We start from the raw sequence: 17504 nt of genomic DNA, 5'->3' as shown, positions 1-17504 counted from the left end.
CACCACGCCCGCCGCGCCACTCAGGCGAACGGCAGGAAGCGGCCGGTGCGGGCGGCGTAGTCGCGATACGGCTGGCCCAGTTCCTCGCGCAGGCCGCGCTCCTCGAAGTGCACGCCGATGAACACGTAGAGCGTCATGCCGGCCGCGAACAGCGCGTGGCTGGCCGTCATGTTCGGCGTTGCCCAGAAGGCGATGAAGATGCCGGTCATCATCGGGTGGCGAATCCAGCGATAGAAGTAATGCTCGCGGAAGGCCACCGGCGTGTAGCTGCGGCGAACCAGGTTCAGCCATACCTGGCGCAGGCCGAACAGATCGAAGTGATTGGTCAGGAAGGTCGAGATCAGCACGATCAGCCAGCCCAGCCCGCCGATCGCGTACAGCGCCATCGCCAGCTGCGGGTCTTCGACCTTCCACAGCTGGCCCGCCACCGGCTGCCAGTGCAGGTAGATGGCGATCAGCACGAGGTTGGTTGCCATCACGTAGGTGCTGCGCTCCACCGGGGTCGGCACGAGCGCGGTCAGCCAGCGCTTGAAGCCGGCGCGGGCCATCACGCTGTGCTGGACGCCGAACAGTGCGATCAGACCGAGATCGATGGCCAGCGCCATGCCGAGCGGGCCCGGCTCGCCGCTGCTGACCGATTTCATGCCGGGCAAGTCGTTGATGAAGCCGACCAGATAGAGGAACACGGCAAAGAAGATCGTGTAGCAGACCACGCCGTAGGCGAAGCTCAGGTAGCGGCTCATGCGGGACAGGCTCCAACGCGGTTGCGAAGATAGCGAGCCTGAACGATCCCCGGGGTTTCGCGCAAAGCGGGTGCGCCCGTATCGCGGCGGCCGCCGGATCATGGCGCACACTCGATGCCCATCCCCTGACCGCGTGCCGCCATGCCCCACGACCGCTCCGTTCCGGCCACCGCCGCCGGCCGACCGCAGGCCATCGTCTTCGGCGTCGGCGCCGGACAAGGCATCGGCGCCGCCGTCTGCCGGCGTTTCGCCGCCGGTGGCCACCACGTGCTGGTGGCCGGGCGGACCGCGGCCAAGATCGAGCAGGTGGCGGCCGCCATCGTCGCTGCCGGCGGCTCGGCGGAAGCGGTGGTCACCGATGTCACCGACGAGGCCTCGGTGATCGCCGCCTTCGATCGCGCGATGCGCAGCGCCGAAGGCCGGGCTCCCGCCGACGTCGTGGTGTTCAACGCCGGCAACAACCAGATCATCGACTTCACCCGGCTGACCGCCGCGCAGTTCGAGGATTTCTGGCGGGTCGGCTGCTATGCCGGCTTCCTGGTCGGCCGCGAGGCGGCGCGCCGGCTGCTGCCGCTGGGACGCGGCACGGTGATCTTCACCGGCGCGTCCGGCAGCCTGCGCGGCAAGCCGGGATTCGCCCACTTCGCCGCCGCCAAGGCCGGCCTGCGGATGATCAGCCAGAGCATGGCGCGCGAGTACGGGCCGAAAGGGCTGCATATCGCCCATGTGCTGATCGACGGCGGCGTCGATGGCGAGCGCCTGCGCAAGGCGATCCCGGAGATGGTCGACAAGCTCGGCAGCGAGGGGCTGCTGGACGTCGATTCGATCGCCGAGAACTACTGGCACCTGTACCGCCAGGGCCGCTCGGCCTGGACCCAGGAACTCGACCTGCGGCCCTACCGCGAAGCGTTCTGAGCGCCGCTTCCCAGCGCCGCGGCGGCGGCACCCGGAAACCAGAAGACCGCAGGCGATCGCCTGCGGTCTTCGTGGGTCAACGATGAATCAGGTCCCGCGCGGAGCGGGACCCGACAGCGCGTCAGCGCGCGGCGCTGGTCTTCTGCAGATGCGGGAACTTGGCCCGCTTCCAGGCTTCGATCGAACCGGCCTTCGGCGCATCGGCCGCGGCCGGCGCTTCACTGGCAGCAGTGACGGCCAGCGCCGGGAACTTGGCCTGCTTCCAGGCTTCGATCGAACCGGCGGCCGGCTGGTCGGCACGGGCCGGCGCTTCCTGGGCAGTGGTGCGGTTCAGCGCCGGGTTCTTGGCCTTGAGCCAGGCGGCATTGTCGGCGTTGGCGGCCAGGCTGAAGGTAGCGGCGGCCAACAGGGTGGCAAGGCGGAAAGTGGTGGACATGGGAATACCTCGTCTCGGACGAAAATCGGGGCACAGCAGAGGACACCGGAGGGAATGGCCGGATGCAGCCATCGGGCGGGGAGATCCGAAAAACGCGGCAGCCCGATGCCGCGTCCGGCCGTGGCTTACAGGCGCAGGCGCGCCGTGCTCAGCCAGGTCCGCGTGCCGGCGCCGCGCGCCGGTCCGGTCCGGGGCGGCCGAGGGGAAGCCGCCCGATCGGACAGCGGACTCGGGATCGCCAGCGCCGCCGGCACCAGTGCGATGAAATCGCTGCTGGTCGGCGGCGTGAACTCGGCCGCCAATACGTCACCGCCGACCCGCCCGGCCCGGACGGCGAGATCGACGCCGACCGCGCAACGGTCACCGCGATCGCTGGGCTCGTCGTCGAGCGCCACCTCGGCCACCACGCCATGCAGCTGGCAGTCGGCCAGCCATGCAGCATCGCAGGCGTAGGCCACGCGCAACTGCATCAGCAGCGCGAGGACGACAACAAGAATGGGCGAGAGCTTTTTCATGGTGCAGTACGCACATTTTCAGTGCGGTACATGCACGTTTCAAGGGCAGTCCGCGAATTTTTTCGATTTTCATCTGATCGATCCTTTTCAGTCGATTGAATTGACTGAATTTTCACTCTTCAGCCGAAACGTCCGCCGCCAGTTATTTGCACTAATTTAGTGCATTTCACCACCGGACATCTTGATCTGCATCCGTCGCCGCGAGCACCGCGTAACCGCATGAGAGCGTTGCTGCACTCGAATGGACGCCGCGCTGCAAACGGCTGATCATCCCAGCCCACACCCGACCCGCCCTCGCCCATGCCACCGGCTGTCACGACGGTGCCCAGCACCGGACTCGATGCCGAACCACCGGATCTCGCGTCACTCGACGCGATGTGGGGCCACCTGTATCCCGATCTCAAGGCGCTCGCCCGCAGCCGCCTGAGGCGCGCCGGCAACTTCACGCTGCTCGACACGACTGCCCTGGTAAACCAGTCGTGTCTGCGGATGATCGAGAGTGGTGGCAGCCCGCTGGAAGGCCGGCAGCGGCTGCAGTTCCTCGGCTATGCCTCGGCGGTGATGCGCTCGGTAGTCGTCGACCTGGCCCGCGAGCGGATGACCGATCGTCGCGGCAACGGCGAAGTGCTGAAGCTCGACGTGCAGGCGATGGGCGACCTGATGGCCGTCAACGATGACCCGCTGGTCATCGATTCGGCGCTGACCGCGCTGCGCGCCCGCGAACCGCGGCTGGCGCAGGTCGTGGAAATGCGCTTCTTCGGCGGCTTTCCGGAAGCCGAGATCGCCGAAGCGCTGGGCATCTCCGAGCGCAGCGTCCGCCGCGACTGGGAAAAGGCCCGGGTGCTGATGCGGATGCTGCTGGTCTGACCGGTGACGGCACCGCTGTCGTCACTGCCGCCTGAGCGCTGGCAGGAATTTTCCAGCCTGCTGGATGCCCTGCTGGAAATCGACGCATCGGCGCGCGCCGCCTGGCTGGCGGCACTGGCGCCGGAACACGCCGATCTCGCCGGACTGCTGCGCCAGGCCGCCGATATCGATCTTGACCAGCAGACCGCGCCGCCCGCCGAGCAACCCCGGCTGGCCGCTGGCGACGACGAGGAAACCTGGACCTTCTCCAGCGGTCTGGCGATCGGGCCGTACCGGCTGGTCACGCCGCTGGGCCAGGGCGGCATGGGCGAGGTCTGGAGCGCCCAGCGCACCGACGGCACGCTGAATCGCGAAGTGGCGCTGAAGCTGCCGCACACCTGGCTGCTGACGGCCGGCGCCCGGATGCGGCTCGGCCGCGAACGCGATTTCCTGGCCGGCCTCAGCCATCCGAACATCGCCCAGCTCTACGACGCCGGCATCGCCGACGACGGCCAGCCGTGGATGGCGCTGGAAAAGGTCGACGGTCAGCGCATCGACCACTGGTGCCGGGACCGGCGGCTGTCGATCGCCGACCGCGTACGGCTGTTCCTGCAGGTCACCGACGCGGTGACGGCGGCGCACGCTCGGCTGATCGTCCATCGCGACATCAAGCCGTCCAACGTGCTGGTCACCGACGAAGGACGGGTCAAGCTGCTCGACTTCGGCATCGCCAAGCTGATCAACGACGGCGGCCGCGGCGATCTCACCGAGATCACCCGGCTGGCCGGCCGCTCGGCGACGCCGGAATACGCCGCGCCGGAGCAGCTCGACGGCGCGACGATCACCGCCGCCACCGATGTCTACGCGCTCGGCGTGGTGCTGCATGAACTGCTGTGCGGCCGCCGGCCCCGGCCTGCCGCGCGCAGCGGCCGCAGCAGCACGCGGCCAGAGGATGAAGCCCCGCTGCTGGCGTCCAGCTTTGCGCCGGCCGACTTCCCGGCCCAGGCCGGCGGCCTCGACGTGGCGCGCTGGCGGCGCGCGCTGGAAGGCGATCTCGATGCCATCGTCGCCCAGGCGCTGGCGCCGGCGCCGGAGGCGCGCTACCCGTCGGTGGAACGGCTGGCCAGCGATCTGCGCCGGCATCTCGCCAATGAGCCGATCAGCGCCCGCCACATCACCCGCGTCGAACGGGCACTGAAGTTCGCCCGCCGCAACCGGCTGGCGATCGGCTCGGCGCTGGTCGTCAGCCTGTCGCTGCTGGCCGGCGGCGGCATCAGCCTGTGGCAGGCGCAGCGGGCCACTGCGGAAGCGCTGCGCGCCGCCGCCGAAGCGGTGCGCGCCAATGCCACGCGGGATTTCCTGCTCAAGGTGTTCCGCTCGTCGAGCCGGACCGTGGCCAGCGACAAGCAGCCCGGCTCGATCACCGCGCGGGAAATGCTCGACGAGATCGTCGACGGGCTCGACAGCAGCCTTGCCGGCCAGCCGGAGGTGCAGCTGGAACTGCTGATGGCGGCGCGCGCGCTGTATCGCCAGTGGTACCTGCCCGAGCGCGCCAGCGCCGCCCACGCGCGGTACCGGGCGATCGTCACGGCAATGGCCGGGCCGCTGGATGTCCGGATCATCGACAGCCTGACCCAGGAAGGCGCAACGCTCTTCGAATCGGACCGCTTCGACCAGAGCCTGGCGACGCTGCGCGAAGCGCGCGCGCTGATCGAGCGGGCCGGCTTGCTCGATACCGTCACCGAAGCCAACTGGCTCTGCGAGTGGACGCGCGGGACTCGACCGAAGATCGGCATCAATGCCGATGTCATCGCTGCCTTCAGCCGCGCCGACGCCATTTTCCGCCGCTACGGCCAGGACGACACCCGCAGCCGCTGGACTGTGTTGTACCTCGCCGAAGCGCTGACCATGGACCGCCAGTCGGAACGGGCGCTGCAGCTGTCCACCGACCTGCTCGGCCGGCTCCGCCGCGATCCGCAGCCGAACGATTGGGTGCTGGCGAATGCCCTGCAGATGATCGGCGTGGCGCAGCTTCAGCTCGGTCGCGCGGCAGAAGCCGAAGCCGCGCTGGAGGAATCGACTCGACTCCAGCTCGCCACCTTCGGCAAGGCCTTCATCAGTTACGTGCAGGTCTTCTATGAGCGCGTCGGCCTGCTCGTGGCGACCGGTCGCCGGGAAGCGGCGGAAACGCTGGTCGACAACGAACTCCAGTACTTCATCCGCCAGCGCGAGAACCGGCCGGCCCCCGGCGAAACCCTGATCGACCCTGGCGCCGTCGGCGAGCTGTACGCCGAGGCGCTGACCCTGAAATCGGGGCTGCTGCTCGAACGCGGCCGCTGCAGCGAAACGATCGACGCACTGTCGGCGTCGATCGGCGGCCTGCCGGCCACCGGCGACTCCTCGGTGCTGGTGCCCGACGCCCAGCTGGCCGTCGCCGAATGCGAGCTGCAGCGCGGCCGGCCGGAGGCGGCGCTGCGGCAGCTGGATCTGGCGCGCGCCGCCTACCGGCCGCTGACGAGTTTTCACGAGCGCGCGCTGCAGACGCGCGAGCGGTGGGCCGAAGTCCAGCTGCAGCATGGCGGTGCCAGCCGCGCGGCCGAAGCCGAAAGCGAGCTGCAGGCGGTGCTGGCGCTGGCCGGCGATCGCCGCGTGCCGGTGGTCGCGGCGGCGCAGATGACGCTCGCCGAAATCGCCGCCCGACGTCGCGATGCCGCAGCGGCCCGACGGTGGGCGGCGCAGGCGCTGGACACGCTGTCGACGGTTCGCGGGCTCTATCCGGCCAGCATTCGTCAGGCGCTGGAACAGCGCGGCGCGGCACTGGACGCGCGGCTGGCTGAAATCCGCTGATCAGGCCAGCCGCGCGGCCGACAGCCGTAATGGCGGTCTGATCCCGCCTGCCGGTCAGGCCCGCAGTCGCCCGGCGGCCCGCGCCAGCTCGGTGATGCCGTCCCAGTCGCCCGCCGCGATCAGCGCCGGCGGCGCGAGCCATGAACCGCCGACGCAGGCGACGTTCGGCAGCGCCAGGTAGCCATGGGCGCTGGCGGCGTCGATGCCGCCGGTCGGGCAGAACAGCACGTCGGAAAACACCGAGGCCAACGCCTTCAGCAGCGGAATGCCGCCGGCTGGCTGCGCCGGAAACAGCTTCAGCGCGCGGAAGCCGGCATCGCGGGCGGCCAGCACTTCGCTGGGCGTCATGGTGCCGGGCACGAACGGCAGGCCGGACTTGTTGACCGCATCGAGCAGCGCCGGCGTCGCCCCCGGACTGACACCGAACTGGGCGCCGGCCGTGATCGCCGCCAGCACGTCTTCCGGCCCGGTCACGGTGCCGACGCCGACGATGGCGTCCGGCACCGCAGCGCGGATCGCGCGCACGCAGTCCAGCGCGATTGGCGTGCGCATCGTCACTTCCAGCACGCGGATACCGCCGGCCACCAGCGCCTGCGCCAGCGGCACGGCGTGCCGGAGGTCATGGAGAACGATCACCGGCATCACCGGGCCGTCCTTGAGGATGTCGACGATCTGCATCTCGGGGTTCCTGTTCTTGTTCTCGTGCACGGTCATCATCATGGTTTACGCCGGGCTCAGGCCGTGGAGCGCGAAGGCCGCGCTGCCGACGATCATCGCGCCTTCTTCGGCGCTGCCGACACAGGCGCGCGCCGGCGCGAACAGCTCGCGGCCGGTACCGGACGCATTCGCCGACAGATCGGCGGTGGCCAGCGGCCGCGCCGCCCACTCGGCGGGGTCGACCAGCGCCGTCAGGGTGCCGGCCTCGGCGTCGAGACGAATCAGGTCGCCATCACGCACCCGCGCCAGCTCGCCATCGGCGAGGCATTCCGGGGACACGTGAATCGCCGCCGGCACCTTGCCGGACGCGCCGCTCATGCGACCGTCGGTGACCAGCGCCACCTTGAAACCTTCGTCCTGCAGCACCGCCAGCGGCGGCGTCAGCTTGTGCAACTCCGGCATGCCGTTGGCGCGCGGCCCCTGGAAGCGGACCACGGCGACGAAATCCCGCTTCAGCTCGCCGCGCTTGAACGCCGCCTGCACCGCTTCCTGGGAATCGAAGACGATGGCCGGCGCTTCCACGACGCGATGTTCCGGCTTCACTGCTGACACCTTGATGACAGCGCGGCCGAGATTGCCGGTCAGCCGACGCAGGCCGCCATCGGCGCTGAACGGATCGGCGGCCGGCCGCAGCACGGAAAGATCGAGCGAGGCGGCCGGCGCGGCGCGCCAGGCCAGCTGGCCGTCGCCGTCGAGGTACGGCTCCTCGGCATAGGCGTCGAGCCCGCGGCCGGCCACCGTGCGGACATCGCGATGCAGCAGCCCGGCGTCGAGCAGTTCGCGGATAAGGAAGGCCATGCCGCCGGCCGCGTGGAAGTGGTTCACGTCGGCCTTGCCGTTCGGGTAGATGCGCGCCAGCAGCGGCACCACCGACGACAACTCGGAGAAGTCGTCCCAGTCGATGACGATGCCGGCGGCGTGGGCCATCGCGATCAAGTGGATCGTGTGGTTGGTCGAGCCGCCGGTGGCGTGCAGGCCGACGATGGCGTTGACGATCGCCCGCTCGTCCACCACCTCCGCCATCGGCGAGTAGGCCTCGCCGAGCATAGTCAGCGCCGCGATCCGCTTGGCCGCCGCCGCCGTCAGCGCATCACGCAGCGGCGTGTTCGGATTGACGAAGGCTGCGCCCGGCAGGTGCAGGCCCATCACTTCCATCAGCATCTGATTGGAATTGGCCGTGCCGTAGAACGTGCAGGTGCCGGGACCGTGGTAGCTGGCCGCTTCCGATTGCAGCAGCGCATCGCGGCCGACCTTGCCTTGTGCGAACAGCTGCCGAACCTTGGCCTTGTCGTCGTTGGAAACGCCGGAGGTCATCGGCCCGGCCGGCACGAAGATCACCGGCAGATGGCCGAAGCTCAAGCTCCCGATGACGAGGCCCGGCACGATCTTGTCGCAGACGCCGAGCATCAGCGCCGCGTCGAAGGTGTTGTGGGAGAGCGCGATGGCAGTCGACATGGCGATCACGTCGCGCGAGAACAGGCTCAGCTCCATGCCCGGCTCGCCCTGCGTCACGCCATCGCACATCGCCGGCACGCCGCCCGCGAACTGGGCAACCGCGAAGGCCTCGCGCGCCGCCTGCTTGATGATCGCCGGGTAGCGCTCCAGCGGCTGGTGCGCCGACAGCATGTCGTTGTACGCGGAAACGATGCCGAGGTTCGGCCAGCGCACCGCCCGCAGCGCCGGCTTGTCCTCGCCACCGGCGGCGGCGAAGGCGTGCGCGAGATTGGTGCAGCCCAGCCGCCCGCGGGCCGTGCCGGCTTCCCGCGCCCGGTCGATCCGCTGCAGATAGGCGCTGCGCGTTGCCGCGCTGCGGTTCTTGATTCGCGCGGTGACGGCGGCAACCACAGGATTCAGCGGCATGATCTCTCCGGCGCGCCGCCGCTTCCGGTGGCAGGAAAGCGGCTAGCGGATTGAAACGGCATCGGGCAGGCAAGATAGCACTGCAAGAACGATGCAAAGCCGCCACTCAAGACCTCCGCGCCATGGCCCAACCTCCCTGTTTCGACCTGATCTTCTTCGGCGGCACCGGCGATCTGGCGCTGCGCAAGCTGCTGCCGGCCCTGTACTACCGCCATCGCGATACGAAGGACTGCAGCGGCTGGCGGATCATCGCGGTGTCGCGTCAGGCGCTCGACACGGGGACCTACGTCGCGATGGTGCACGCCGCCTGTAAGCGGTTCATCCCGGCCAAGGACTTCGATGAAGCCGTCTGGGCGCAGTTCGCCACCCGGCTGGAATACCTCGCGATCGACGCCACGGTGCCGGGCGACTACGCGAAGCTGGCGACCGCCCTCGCCGATTCGGCCGAGCGCATCCGGGTGTTTTATCTCTCGACCGCCGCCAGCCTGTTCGCCGGCATCTGCGACAACCTTGCAGCCGCGAACCTGGTCACCGGCTTGAGCCGCGTGGTGCTGGAAAAGCCGCTCGGCTTCAGTCTGGCCTCGGCCACTGCGATCAACGAAGCGGTGGCCAAGATTTTCACGGAACGGCAGATCTTCCGCATCGACCATTACCTCGGCAAGGAAACGGTGCAGAACCTGATCGCACTGCGTTTCGGCAACTCGATCTTCGAGCCGCTGTGGCACCGCGCGGCAGTGCGCGACGTGCAGATCACGCTTGCGGAAACGGTCGGCGTCGGCGATCGCGGCGAGTACTACGACCGCTACGGCGCACTGCGCGACATGGTGCAGAACCACGCGCTGCAGCTGCTGTGCATCCTGGCGATGGAGCCGCCGTCATCGATCGACCCCGACGAAATCCGCGACGAAAAGCTCAAGGTGCTGCGCGCGCTCAGGCCATTCACGGCGGACGACGTGCGCAACAAGATCGTCCGCGGCCAGTACCGCGCCGGCGCCATCGAAGGCCGCGCCGTGCCCGGCTATCTCGACGAACCCGGCATCCCCGAAGGCACCACCACCGAAACCTTCGTGTCGATGCGCGTCGATGTCGACAACTGGCGCTGGGCGCGCGTGCCGTTCTATCTGCGCACCGGCAAGCGCATGCAGGAGCGGATGTCGGAGATCGTCATCAACTTCCGCGCCGTGCCGCACGCGATCCTGCCCGGCAACGACGCCGGCAACGTCAACCGGCTGGTGATCCGCCTGCAGCCGGACGAGGGCATCGAACTGCATGTGCTGGCCAAGGTGCCGGGGGCGGACATGCGGGTGAAGCCGGTCAAGCTCGATCTCGATTTCGCCGAAACCTTCAAGACCCGCCAGTGGGACGCCTACGAACGCCTGCTGATGGACGTGATCAGCGGCAACCTGACGCTGTTCATGCGCCGCGATGAACTCGATGCCGCCTGGACCTGGATCGACCCGATCCACGCCGCCTGGGCTGCGCAGAGCGATCCGCCCAAACCCTATTCGGCCGGCACCTGGGGGCCGACGGCATCAAGCGCGCTGATCGTTCGCGACGGCCTGTGCTGGAAGGAAGAGTCATGAGCGGCGGGCTGACCGAGCACCGTTTCACTTCGGCCGAAGCGGCGACCGAGGCGCTGGCGGCGGCGATCATCGAACGCCTGCGCGCCGCACTGGCCGAACGCGGCGCGGCCTCGCTGGTGGTGTCCGGCGGCAAGAGTCCGGTGCCGCTGTTCGCACGGCTGCGGATCGCGGATCTCGACTGGTCGAAGGTCTGGATCACGCTGGCGGACGAACGCTGGGTCGATGCGACATCGCCGGATTCCAACCAGCGCCTGCTGCGCGAACACCTGCTGCGCGATGCGGCAGCGGCGGCCCGCTTCGTGCCGCTGAAGTCGCCGTTCGCGCAGCTCACCGACGGGCTGGCCGCCTCGACTGCCGCACTGGCCGCCGTGCCGCGACCGTTCGACGTCGTGGTGCTCGGCATGGGCGAGGACGGCCACACGGCCTCGCTGTTTCCCGGTGCTTCAGGACTGGCCGCTGCGCTGGCGCTCGACAACCCTGCCCCGCTGGCCGCGATCACGCCGCTGACCGCGCCGCATCCGCGCATCACCCTGACCCTGACCGCGCTGCTCGATGCCCGCTGCCTGATGCTGCCGCTGAGTGGCGCGACCAAGCTCGCGGTCTACCAGCAGGCGCGGGAAACGCCTGACGCGCAGCAATGGCCGATCAGCGCGGTGCTGAGCCAGCCGCAGACGCCGATCGAGGTCTGGCTGAGCGCCTAACTCAGTCGCGGTTCGACGGCCGCTTCGGGGCCGGCTGATCCGGCGATTCCTTGAAGCGCGGAATCAGGTCGACCAGGTTGCAGGGCCGCGTCGCGGTCGACAGCTGCAGGCCGATGATCTTGTCCCAGGCCAGTTCGCAGGCGCCGCGCGAACCCGGCAGGCAGAACACCAGACGGCCGTTGGCCGAGCCGGCGAAGGCGCGCGACTGGATCGCCGAGGTGCCGATGTCGGCGTAGCTCAGCATCCGGAACAGTTCGCCGAAGCCATCGGTGATGCGATCCAGCAGCGGCCGCACCGCTTCCGGCACCAGGTCGCGGCCGGTCAGGCCGGTGCCGCCGGTGATGACGATCACATCAACCGTGTCGTCGATCAGCCAGTTCGAGACCTGCGCGCGGATGCCGTAGCGGTCGTCGCTGCGGATCAGCCGCGCCGCCAGCCGGTGGCCATCGCGGGCAATGCGCTCGACCAGCAGGTTGCCGGACTTGTCGTCATCCAGCGTGCGGGTGTCGGACACCGTCAGCACGGCGATTCCAAGGCTCATCGTCAGATCCTCCGGTTCTTCACTTGGCGGCGTGCTTCCAGCGCAGCGCCAGCAGGCTGGGCAGCAGCACCAGCGCGCACAGCAAGGTCATGCCGAGGCCCAGGGTCAGCAGCAGGCCCATGCTGACCATGCCGGGATGCTTGGCGAAGGCCAGGTTGCCGAAGTTGACCATGGTGATCAGCGCGCCGAACAGCACGGCGCGGGCGGTGCCGGTCTTCAGCAGGGAACCATCGGCGGCATCGCGGCCGCGCTGCACGAGATAGACGCCGTAGTCCACACCGACACCGAGGATCAGCGGCAGCGCGATGACGTTGGCGAAGTTGAACGGCACGCCGGCCATCACCGAGGCGGCCACCGTCAGCAGCCCGGCCATCGCCAGCGGCACCAGCACCAGGAGCGTGTCGATCACCGAGCGCAGCAGCACCAGCAGCAGCAGGGTGATGACCACGGCCGAATAGGTGAACGCGTCCTGGAACGATTTGACCACCGAGCGGCCGGCCTCGGCCTGCGTCGACGGGCCACCGGTCGCGGTCGGCGCCACCGCCTGAACGGCGGTGATGAACGCGGCTTCGTCGGTCGGATTGTCGAGCACCTTCGCCGGCATCGCCTCGACACGGTACAAGCCGTCGGCGCTCTTCCAGCGGTCGATCAGCGACGGCGGCAGATCGGCTGCGGTGACGGCGCTGGCCTTCAGCGCGTCCTTCAAGCCGGCCAGCCGCGCCGGCAGGCTGCCGAGCAGGTTGGCGCGCAGCCGCGCCAGCAGCGCCGCCTGCCCAGCGGCATCGCGCTTGCCGTACTCGGCAGCGAAGCCATCGAGCGCCGCCTGCAGCGCTTTTGCGGCCTCGGCCTGCTTGCCGCTCTGGGTCGCGACATAGGCCGGCAGGGCGGCGCGCATCTGCTCGATCAGCGCATCGTCGTCATCGCGCGCGGCTGGCTCGGTCGGCGCCGGTGCGTCGGCCAGCTGCGGGCCGAGCGCGAAGCGCAGGTCTTCGATGATCGCGAGCTTCTCGTCCTGATCAGCAGGCACGAAGCTGTCCAGCGTCATCGCCCGCTTGACCTCCGGCCGCTTGGCCAGCTCGGCGGCCAGCCGGGTCGCGGTGTCCTGGTCGGGCACCAGTGCGGAAAGCGTCAAGGTCGGGATTTCCGGGTCCTTGAGCAGGTCGCGGAAGGTCATGATCGCTTCGGTGTCCGGGTCGCGCAGCTTCAGCGGATCGCTGTCGAACCGTGCCCCCGGCACGAAGTACAACGAGCCGGCGACCAGCACGGCGGACACGATCCAGATCGGCTTGGCGTGCGAGAACGGCCAGGCCAGCACCTTGGAAAGCGTGCTGCCGATCACCGGCGTCCAGGCCAGCTTTTTCGGGTCCGGTGCCAGCAGCGCGATCAGCGCCGGCAGCAGGGTGACGGTGACCGCGAGGCTGATGATCATGCCGGCGCCGGAAATCAGGCCCAGTTCGGCGATGCCGAGGAAATCGGTCGGCACGAAGGCGAAGAAGCCGAGCGAGCAGGTCAGCGCGCAGACCGTCATGTAGCCGCCGACATCGGCCGCAGCCACGCCGAGCGCGCCCTGATTGGGCAGGCCCTGGCCGAGCCGCTCGCGGTACTGCATGCCAAGGTACAGCGCGTAGTCGAGTCCGAGGCCGATGTAGAGCACGCCGAAGGCGACCGAAATCAGGTTCAGATGGCCGACCGCGACCGCCGCGAACGCCGTGGTCAGCAGCAGGCCGTAGGCCAGCGACAGGATCGCCGCCAGCATCAGCCGCAGCGAGTGCAGCGCGAACCACAGCAGCAGCGCCGACACCGCCAACGCCAGGAACAGCGCGAGGCCAGCGCCGGAGAACGCGGTCTGGATTTCCTCATGCTCCATCGCCACGGTGCCGGTCAGCCGCACCTTCAGGCCCTGCTGCTCCAGGCCCAGTTCGCGCACGGCATCGCGCACCGCCTGCACCGGCAGTTCGGCCGGCAGCAGGCGCTTGAAGTCGAGGATCGCGCCCAGTTCGATGAATCGCCGCGCGCCGGCCAGTTCGCTGACGCCACCGCCGCCGACCAGCGCCTGCCAGCTCAGCGGCGCGTCGCGGTCTTCGGCACTGCCGGCCACGCTGGCGGCGATGCCGTTGAAGGCCGGCGACAAGTCGAAATCGGTACCTTCCGGCGCGTTCAGCGCCCGACCCAGCAGCGTGAACAGGCCGCGCAAGCTCGGGTCCTGATCGAGCGCGCCAAGGAACGGCTGGGCAGCGGTGACGTCATCGGCGAGCTTCTGCAGCTGGTCGGCCGGCAGGAACATCAGGCCGTTGCGACGGAAATAGGTTTCCGTCTCGATCGCGAACACTTCGGAGAACACGTCGCCGCGCGGCCGGAGCTTGGCCACCAGCGCGGCCTGCGCGGCGTCCATCACTTCCGGGATGCCGCCCTCGATGACCACCACCAGCGTGTGGCTGAGCTTGGGGAACTGACGGTCCATCTCGATTTCCGCCTGCCGCCACGGCAGCTCCGGCGACAGCAGGTTCTGCAGGTCGGTATCGATACTCAGATGCCGGGCGGTATACGCCGCCAGCCCGGCCCCGATCACGAGCGCCAGAACCACCACCAGTACCGCGCGACGCTGGGCAGCGTCGACCCACGCCGAAAGCAAACGACTCATCCGCCGGAAACCCCTGGAAACATGGAACTTGAAAGGCTGGCACGGGTCGCTATTGCACCTGACAATAGCGATCCCGCCAGAGCCTTCCATTGTCGCCGATGCCGAAACTCCCCGTGTTCCTGCGTTCCCTGCTCGCCACCGCGCTGCTGCTGCCCGGTGCTCTTGCCCTGGCTGCGCCCGCGCCCGGCGATGTCGTGACCGGCTTCCACGACGTGCTGATCGGCAACATGAAGCAGGGCGCGACGCTGGGCTGCAGCGGCCGCAGCAGCCGGATCGCGACCGCCGTCGACGGCAGTTTCGACCTGCCCTACCTGGCCAGCCGGGTCATGCGCCGGCAGTGGAAGACGCTGACGCCGGAGCAGCAGGCCCGCTTCACCACCACCTTCCGCGATCTGGTGCTGGCCACCTATGCCAGCCAGTTCTCGGCGTTCGGCGGCGAGAAATTCGAGACGCTGGCCACCCGCGAACTGGCCGATGGCACTCGCCAGGTGAATGCGAAGCTGACGCCGGGCAGCGGCAATCCGGTCAACTTTGATTACGTGCTGCACGAAGTCGGTGGCCAGTGGCGCATCGTCAACGTGGTGGCCGACGGCGTCAGCGATCTCGCGATCCGCGCCAGCCAGTACGACAAGGCCTTCAAGTCGGTCGGCTTCGATGGCCTGCTGAAGCAGATCGAAAGCCAGACGGCGGCCAACCGGACGGGCTGCTGACGGCCCGGTCGCCGCGTGCTGCTCCGCCTGCCGTCAACCCCAGTTGAAGTGGAATGCGGCGTCGCCCGGCTTCGGCGCCGGACGATCGGCATCGCGCACGGCGGTGACCGCCGCGAAGCTCAGCAGATCGGCCAGCAGCAGGGTTTTCAGCGCCGGGCCGTACAGCGCATGGCGCGCCTCGTCGAACTGCCAGACGCCGAACCAGGCGGCGATGCCGGTGACGATCAGCAGCCCCAGCAGCAGCCAGCGCACCGTAGCCGACAGGAACGCCGCGCCGATCGCCAGCCCGCCAATCACCAGCAGCGCGGCACCATGCTGCAGCGCCAGCGCATCGATGGCCGCTGCCGGCAGATGGCCCTGCCCGATCTGGTACGCGAACACATCCGGCGCCGACCAGATCCGCGCACCGATCACCATCGACCCCAGGCCGGTCAGCAGCAAGGCCGAAAACGACACCCCATTCACGATTTTCATCGCCTGTTCCTCTCACTTCTACCCCGATGCGGCCGGATCGCCGGTCCCGATGCTTCCCCCGGCCGGGCGGTTCCGCCGCTTGCCGAGTCAGTATGGCGTTTGCCATACTATGGCGACTACCCTACATAATTCGAATCGACGACGCAAGACGCCGTTCGTCGGCTGAGCAAGGAGGAGACATGGCCAGAACCAGCAATGCCCGCCAGGACGCCATCGAAGCGGCCGTGCGGCTGTTCCGCAGCCAGGGCTACTCAGCCACCGGCCTGAGCCAGCTGCTGGAGGAAAGCGGCGCGCCGAAGGGCTCGTTCTACTTCCACTTCCCGGGCGGCAAGGAACAGCTGGCGCTGGAAGCCCTGACCGTGTTCGGCGAGGAAATCCGCAGCCGCATCGCGCGCCGCGCGGCCACCGTCGGCGACGACACGCCGGCGTTCATCCGAGCGATGTTCGAAGCCACCGCGAACGAGCTGGAATCGAGCAACTACACCGCCGGCTGCGTGGCCTCGAACCTCGGCAGCGAGATGTCATCCGGCAACCGGCCGATCGCCGATGCCGTGACCACGGTGGTCAGGAGCTGGGTCGAGGCGATTGCCGACGGCGTCGCCGCCCGCTTCGACAGCCGCGAGGCCGCGCTGGCCTACGCCTCGACGGTGATGGCCGCGCTCAGCGGCGTGCGGACGATGGCGCGCGCCCAGCGCTCCACCGCGATGTTCGGCTCGATCGCCGACGTGCTGATTGCCGGGCTGCCGGCCGTGAAATCCCCGGCCTGACGCACCCCACAGAAATTGGGGTCAGATCCGCATTTTGGCCAGGCCGGCCGAGCGATCAGTGATCGCTCGGCGCCCACCAGGGCTTCAGCGCTTCGCGGGTCGGCTGGTATTCGTAGCCCAGGGCTTCGGCCACCGCCTGATAGGTGACGCGGCCCAGATGCACGTTGAGGCCTTCGCGCAGGTTCGGATCATCCAGCAGCGCGCGCCGGTAGCCCTTGTCGGCCAGCGCCACGGTGAACGGCATGGTCGCGTTGGTCAGCGCGAACGTCGACGTGCGCGCCACGCCGCCCGGCATGTTGGCCACGCAGTAGTGGACGATGCCTTCCTCGACATAAGTCGGGTCCTGGTGCGTGGTGGCGCGCGAGGTCTCGAAGCAGCCACCCTGGTCGATCGCGACATCAACGATCACCGCGCCCGGCTTCATGGTCTTGAGCATCGCCCGGGTCACCAGCTTCGGCGCGGCCGCGCCCGGCACCAGCACCGCGCCGATCACCAGATCGGCATGGCGAACTGCGGTTTCCAGCGCATCGACCGTGGAGTACAGCGTGGTCAGCCGGCCGTCGAACGCGGTATCGAGCCAGGCCAGGCGCGGCAGCGAGCGGTCGAGGATCGTCACGTTGGCACCCATGCCGACTGCGATCCGCGCCGCGTTGTAGCCGACCACGCCGCCGCCGATCACCACCACATCAGCCGGCGCCACGCCGGGCACGCCACCGAGCAGCACGCCATTGCCGCCTGGCGCCTTTTCCATCGCATGGGCGCCGGCCTGGATCGACATGCGGCCGGCGACCTCGCTCATCGGCGCCAGCAGCGGCAGGCCGCCGCGACCATCGCTGACCGTTTCATAGGCGATCGCCACACAGCCGGATTCGACCAGCGCCCGGGTCTGCGCCGGATCGGGCGCCAGATGCAGATAGGTGAACAGCACCTGCCCTTCGCGCAGGCGCGCACATTCGGCCGGTTGCGGTTCCTTGACCTTGACGATCATGTCGGCCCGGGCAAAGACCGCCTCGGCGCTGTCGACGATCTCCGCACCCGCCGCCTGATACTGCGCATCCGGGATGCCGATGCCGGCGCCGGCGCTGGCCTGCACAAGCACCGCGTGGCCGTGCGCCTTCAACTCGCGGACGCCGGCTGGCGTGAGCCCGACGCGGTACTCGTGAACCTTGATTTCTTTCGGTACGCCGATCAGCATGCGCCCACTCCTG

At 69.0% G+C, this 17504-nt stretch carries 16 protein-coding genes; 7 read left to right on the top strand and 9 right to left on the bottom strand.

Features of this window, described 5'->3' with window-relative positions; translation table 11 throughout:
- Nucleotides 1-20 precede the first annotated feature (20 nt).
- Nucleotides 21-743: a methanethiol S-methyltransferase gene (mddA, locus tag ACTIGJ_RS02655; protein ID WP_439638730.1), complete on the bottom strand. Its 723-nt coding sequence runs from the start codon at nucleotides 741-743 to the stop codon at nucleotides 21-23.
- A gap of 141 nt (nucleotides 744-884) precedes the next feature.
- Here mddA and ACTIGJ_RS02650 point away from each other — a divergent pair, with 141 nt between their 5' ends.
- Complete coding sequence (locus tag ACTIGJ_RS02650; RefSeq protein WP_439638729.1) at nucleotides 885-1658, top strand: SDR family NAD(P)-dependent oxidoreductase; 774 nt, start codon at nucleotides 885-887, stop codon at nucleotides 1656-1658.
- A gap of 121 nt (nucleotides 1659-1779) precedes the next feature.
- Here ACTIGJ_RS02650 and ACTIGJ_RS02645 read toward each other — a convergent pair whose 3' ends face one another.
- Together ACTIGJ_RS02645 and ACTIGJ_RS02640 are read right to left on the bottom strand one after the other, a co-directional pair.
- Nucleotides 1780-2094, bottom strand: coding sequence for a hypothetical protein (locus ACTIGJ_RS02645; RefSeq protein ID WP_439638728.1), 315 nt, complete (start codon nucleotides 2092-2094; stop codon nucleotides 1780-1782).
- 125 nt (nucleotides 2095-2219) lie between these two features.
- Nucleotides 2220-2609, bottom strand: a complete 390-nt coding sequence (locus ACTIGJ_RS02640) for a hypothetical protein (protein WP_439638727.1) — start codon at nucleotides 2607-2609, stop codon at nucleotides 2220-2222.
- A 300-nt stretch (nucleotides 2610-2909) separates the two neighbouring features.
- On the opposite strand from ACTIGJ_RS02640, the gene ACTIGJ_RS02635 reads away from it, so the two are divergent.
- The gene (locus tag ACTIGJ_RS02635; RefSeq protein WP_439638726.1) at nucleotides 2910-3476 is read left to right on the top strand and encodes an ECF-type sigma factor; all 567 of its coding nucleotides are present in this window, start codon (nucleotides 2910-2912) and stop codon (nucleotides 3474-3476) included.
- Between the two features lie 3 nt (nucleotides 3477-3479).
- Nucleotides 3480-6302 (top strand): serine/threonine-protein kinase, encoded by a 2823-nt coding sequence (locus ACTIGJ_RS02630; protein ID WP_439638725.1) that lies wholly within the window; start codon nucleotides 3480-3482, stop codon nucleotides 6300-6302.
- Between the two features lie 54 nt (nucleotides 6303-6356).
- Here the strand turns inward: ACTIGJ_RS02630 and eda are convergent, their stop codons facing one another.
- Nucleotides 6357-6980, bottom strand: coding sequence for a bifunctional 4-hydroxy-2-oxoglutarate aldolase/2-dehydro-3-deoxy-phosphogluconate aldolase (gene eda / locus ACTIGJ_RS02625; RefSeq protein ID WP_439638923.1), 624 nt, complete (start codon nucleotides 6978-6980; stop codon nucleotides 6357-6359).
- A gap of 45 nt (nucleotides 6981-7025) precedes the next feature.
- A complete protein-coding gene (gene edd / locus ACTIGJ_RS02620) occupies nucleotides 7026-8879 on the bottom strand; it encodes a phosphogluconate dehydratase (protein WP_439638724.1) in 1854 nt (617 codons plus the stop codon).
- Between the two features lie 122 nt (nucleotides 8880-9001).
- On the opposite strand from edd, the gene zwf reads away from it, so the two are divergent.
- Both zwf and pgl read left to right on the top strand, forming a co-directional pair.
- On the top strand, nucleotides 9002-10462 hold the full coding sequence (zwf, locus tag ACTIGJ_RS02615; protein WP_439638723.1) for a glucose-6-phosphate dehydrogenase: 1461 nt from the start codon (nucleotides 9002-9004) through the stop codon (nucleotides 10460-10462).
- The gene (pgl, locus tag ACTIGJ_RS02610) at nucleotides 10459-11163 is read left to right on the top strand and encodes a 6-phosphogluconolactonase (RefSeq protein ID WP_439638722.1); all 705 of its coding nucleotides are present in this window, start codon (nucleotides 10459-10461) and stop codon (nucleotides 11161-11163) included. Before zwf ends, pgl begins: the two co-directional genes overlap by 4 nt.
- 1 nt (nucleotide 11164) lies before the next feature.
- Here pgl and moaB read toward each other — a convergent pair whose 3' ends face one another.
- Nucleotides 11165-11704 carry a molybdenum cofactor biosynthesis protein B gene (gene moaB, locus ACTIGJ_RS02605; RefSeq protein ID WP_439638721.1) on the bottom strand — a complete coding sequence of 180 codons (540 nt, stop codon included), beginning with the start codon at nucleotides 11702-11704 and terminating at the stop codon, nucleotides 11165-11167.
- 19 nt (nucleotides 11705-11723) lie between these two features.
- Nucleotides 11724-14345, bottom strand: coding sequence for an MMPL family transporter (locus tag ACTIGJ_RS02600; protein ID WP_439638720.1), 2622 nt, complete (start codon nucleotides 14343-14345; stop codon nucleotides 11724-11726).
- A 98-nt stretch (nucleotides 14346-14443) separates the two neighbouring features.
- On the opposite strand from ACTIGJ_RS02600, the gene ACTIGJ_RS02595 reads away from it, so the two are divergent.
- The gene (locus ACTIGJ_RS02595) at nucleotides 14444-15055 is read left to right on the top strand and encodes an ABC transporter substrate-binding protein (protein WP_439638719.1); all 612 of its coding nucleotides are present in this window, start codon (nucleotides 14444-14446) and stop codon (nucleotides 15053-15055) included.
- A 33-nt stretch (nucleotides 15056-15088) separates the two neighbouring features.
- On the opposite strand, the gene ACTIGJ_RS02590 is transcribed toward ACTIGJ_RS02595, so the two are convergent.
- Nucleotides 15089-15529, bottom strand: a complete 441-nt coding sequence (locus ACTIGJ_RS02590) for a hypothetical protein (protein WP_439638718.1) — start codon at nucleotides 15527-15529, stop codon at nucleotides 15089-15091.
- Nucleotides 15530-15708: 179 nt separating this feature from the next.
- Between ACTIGJ_RS02590 and ACTIGJ_RS02585 the strand changes: the two genes are divergently transcribed.
- The gene (locus ACTIGJ_RS02585) at nucleotides 15709-16296 is read left to right on the top strand and encodes a TetR/AcrR family transcriptional regulator (protein ID WP_439638717.1); all 588 of its coding nucleotides are present in this window, start codon (nucleotides 15709-15711) and stop codon (nucleotides 16294-16296) included.
- 55 nt (nucleotides 16297-16351) lie between these two features.
- On the opposite strand, the gene ald is transcribed toward ACTIGJ_RS02585, so the two are convergent.
- The gene (gene ald, locus ACTIGJ_RS02580; protein ID WP_439638716.1) at nucleotides 16352-17491 is read right to left on the bottom strand and encodes an alanine dehydrogenase; all 1140 of its coding nucleotides are present in this window, start codon (nucleotides 17489-17491) and stop codon (nucleotides 16352-16354) included.
- Nucleotides 17492-17504: the final 13 nt, after the last annotated feature.

The organism is Nevskia sp. (assembly GCF_051860985.1).
Classification (GTDB): domain Bacteria; phylum Pseudomonadota; class Gammaproteobacteria; order Nevskiales; family Nevskiaceae; genus Nevskia.
Note: the sequence above shows the minus strand (reverse complement) of the source record. Positions and strands in the feature narration are given on the sequence as shown.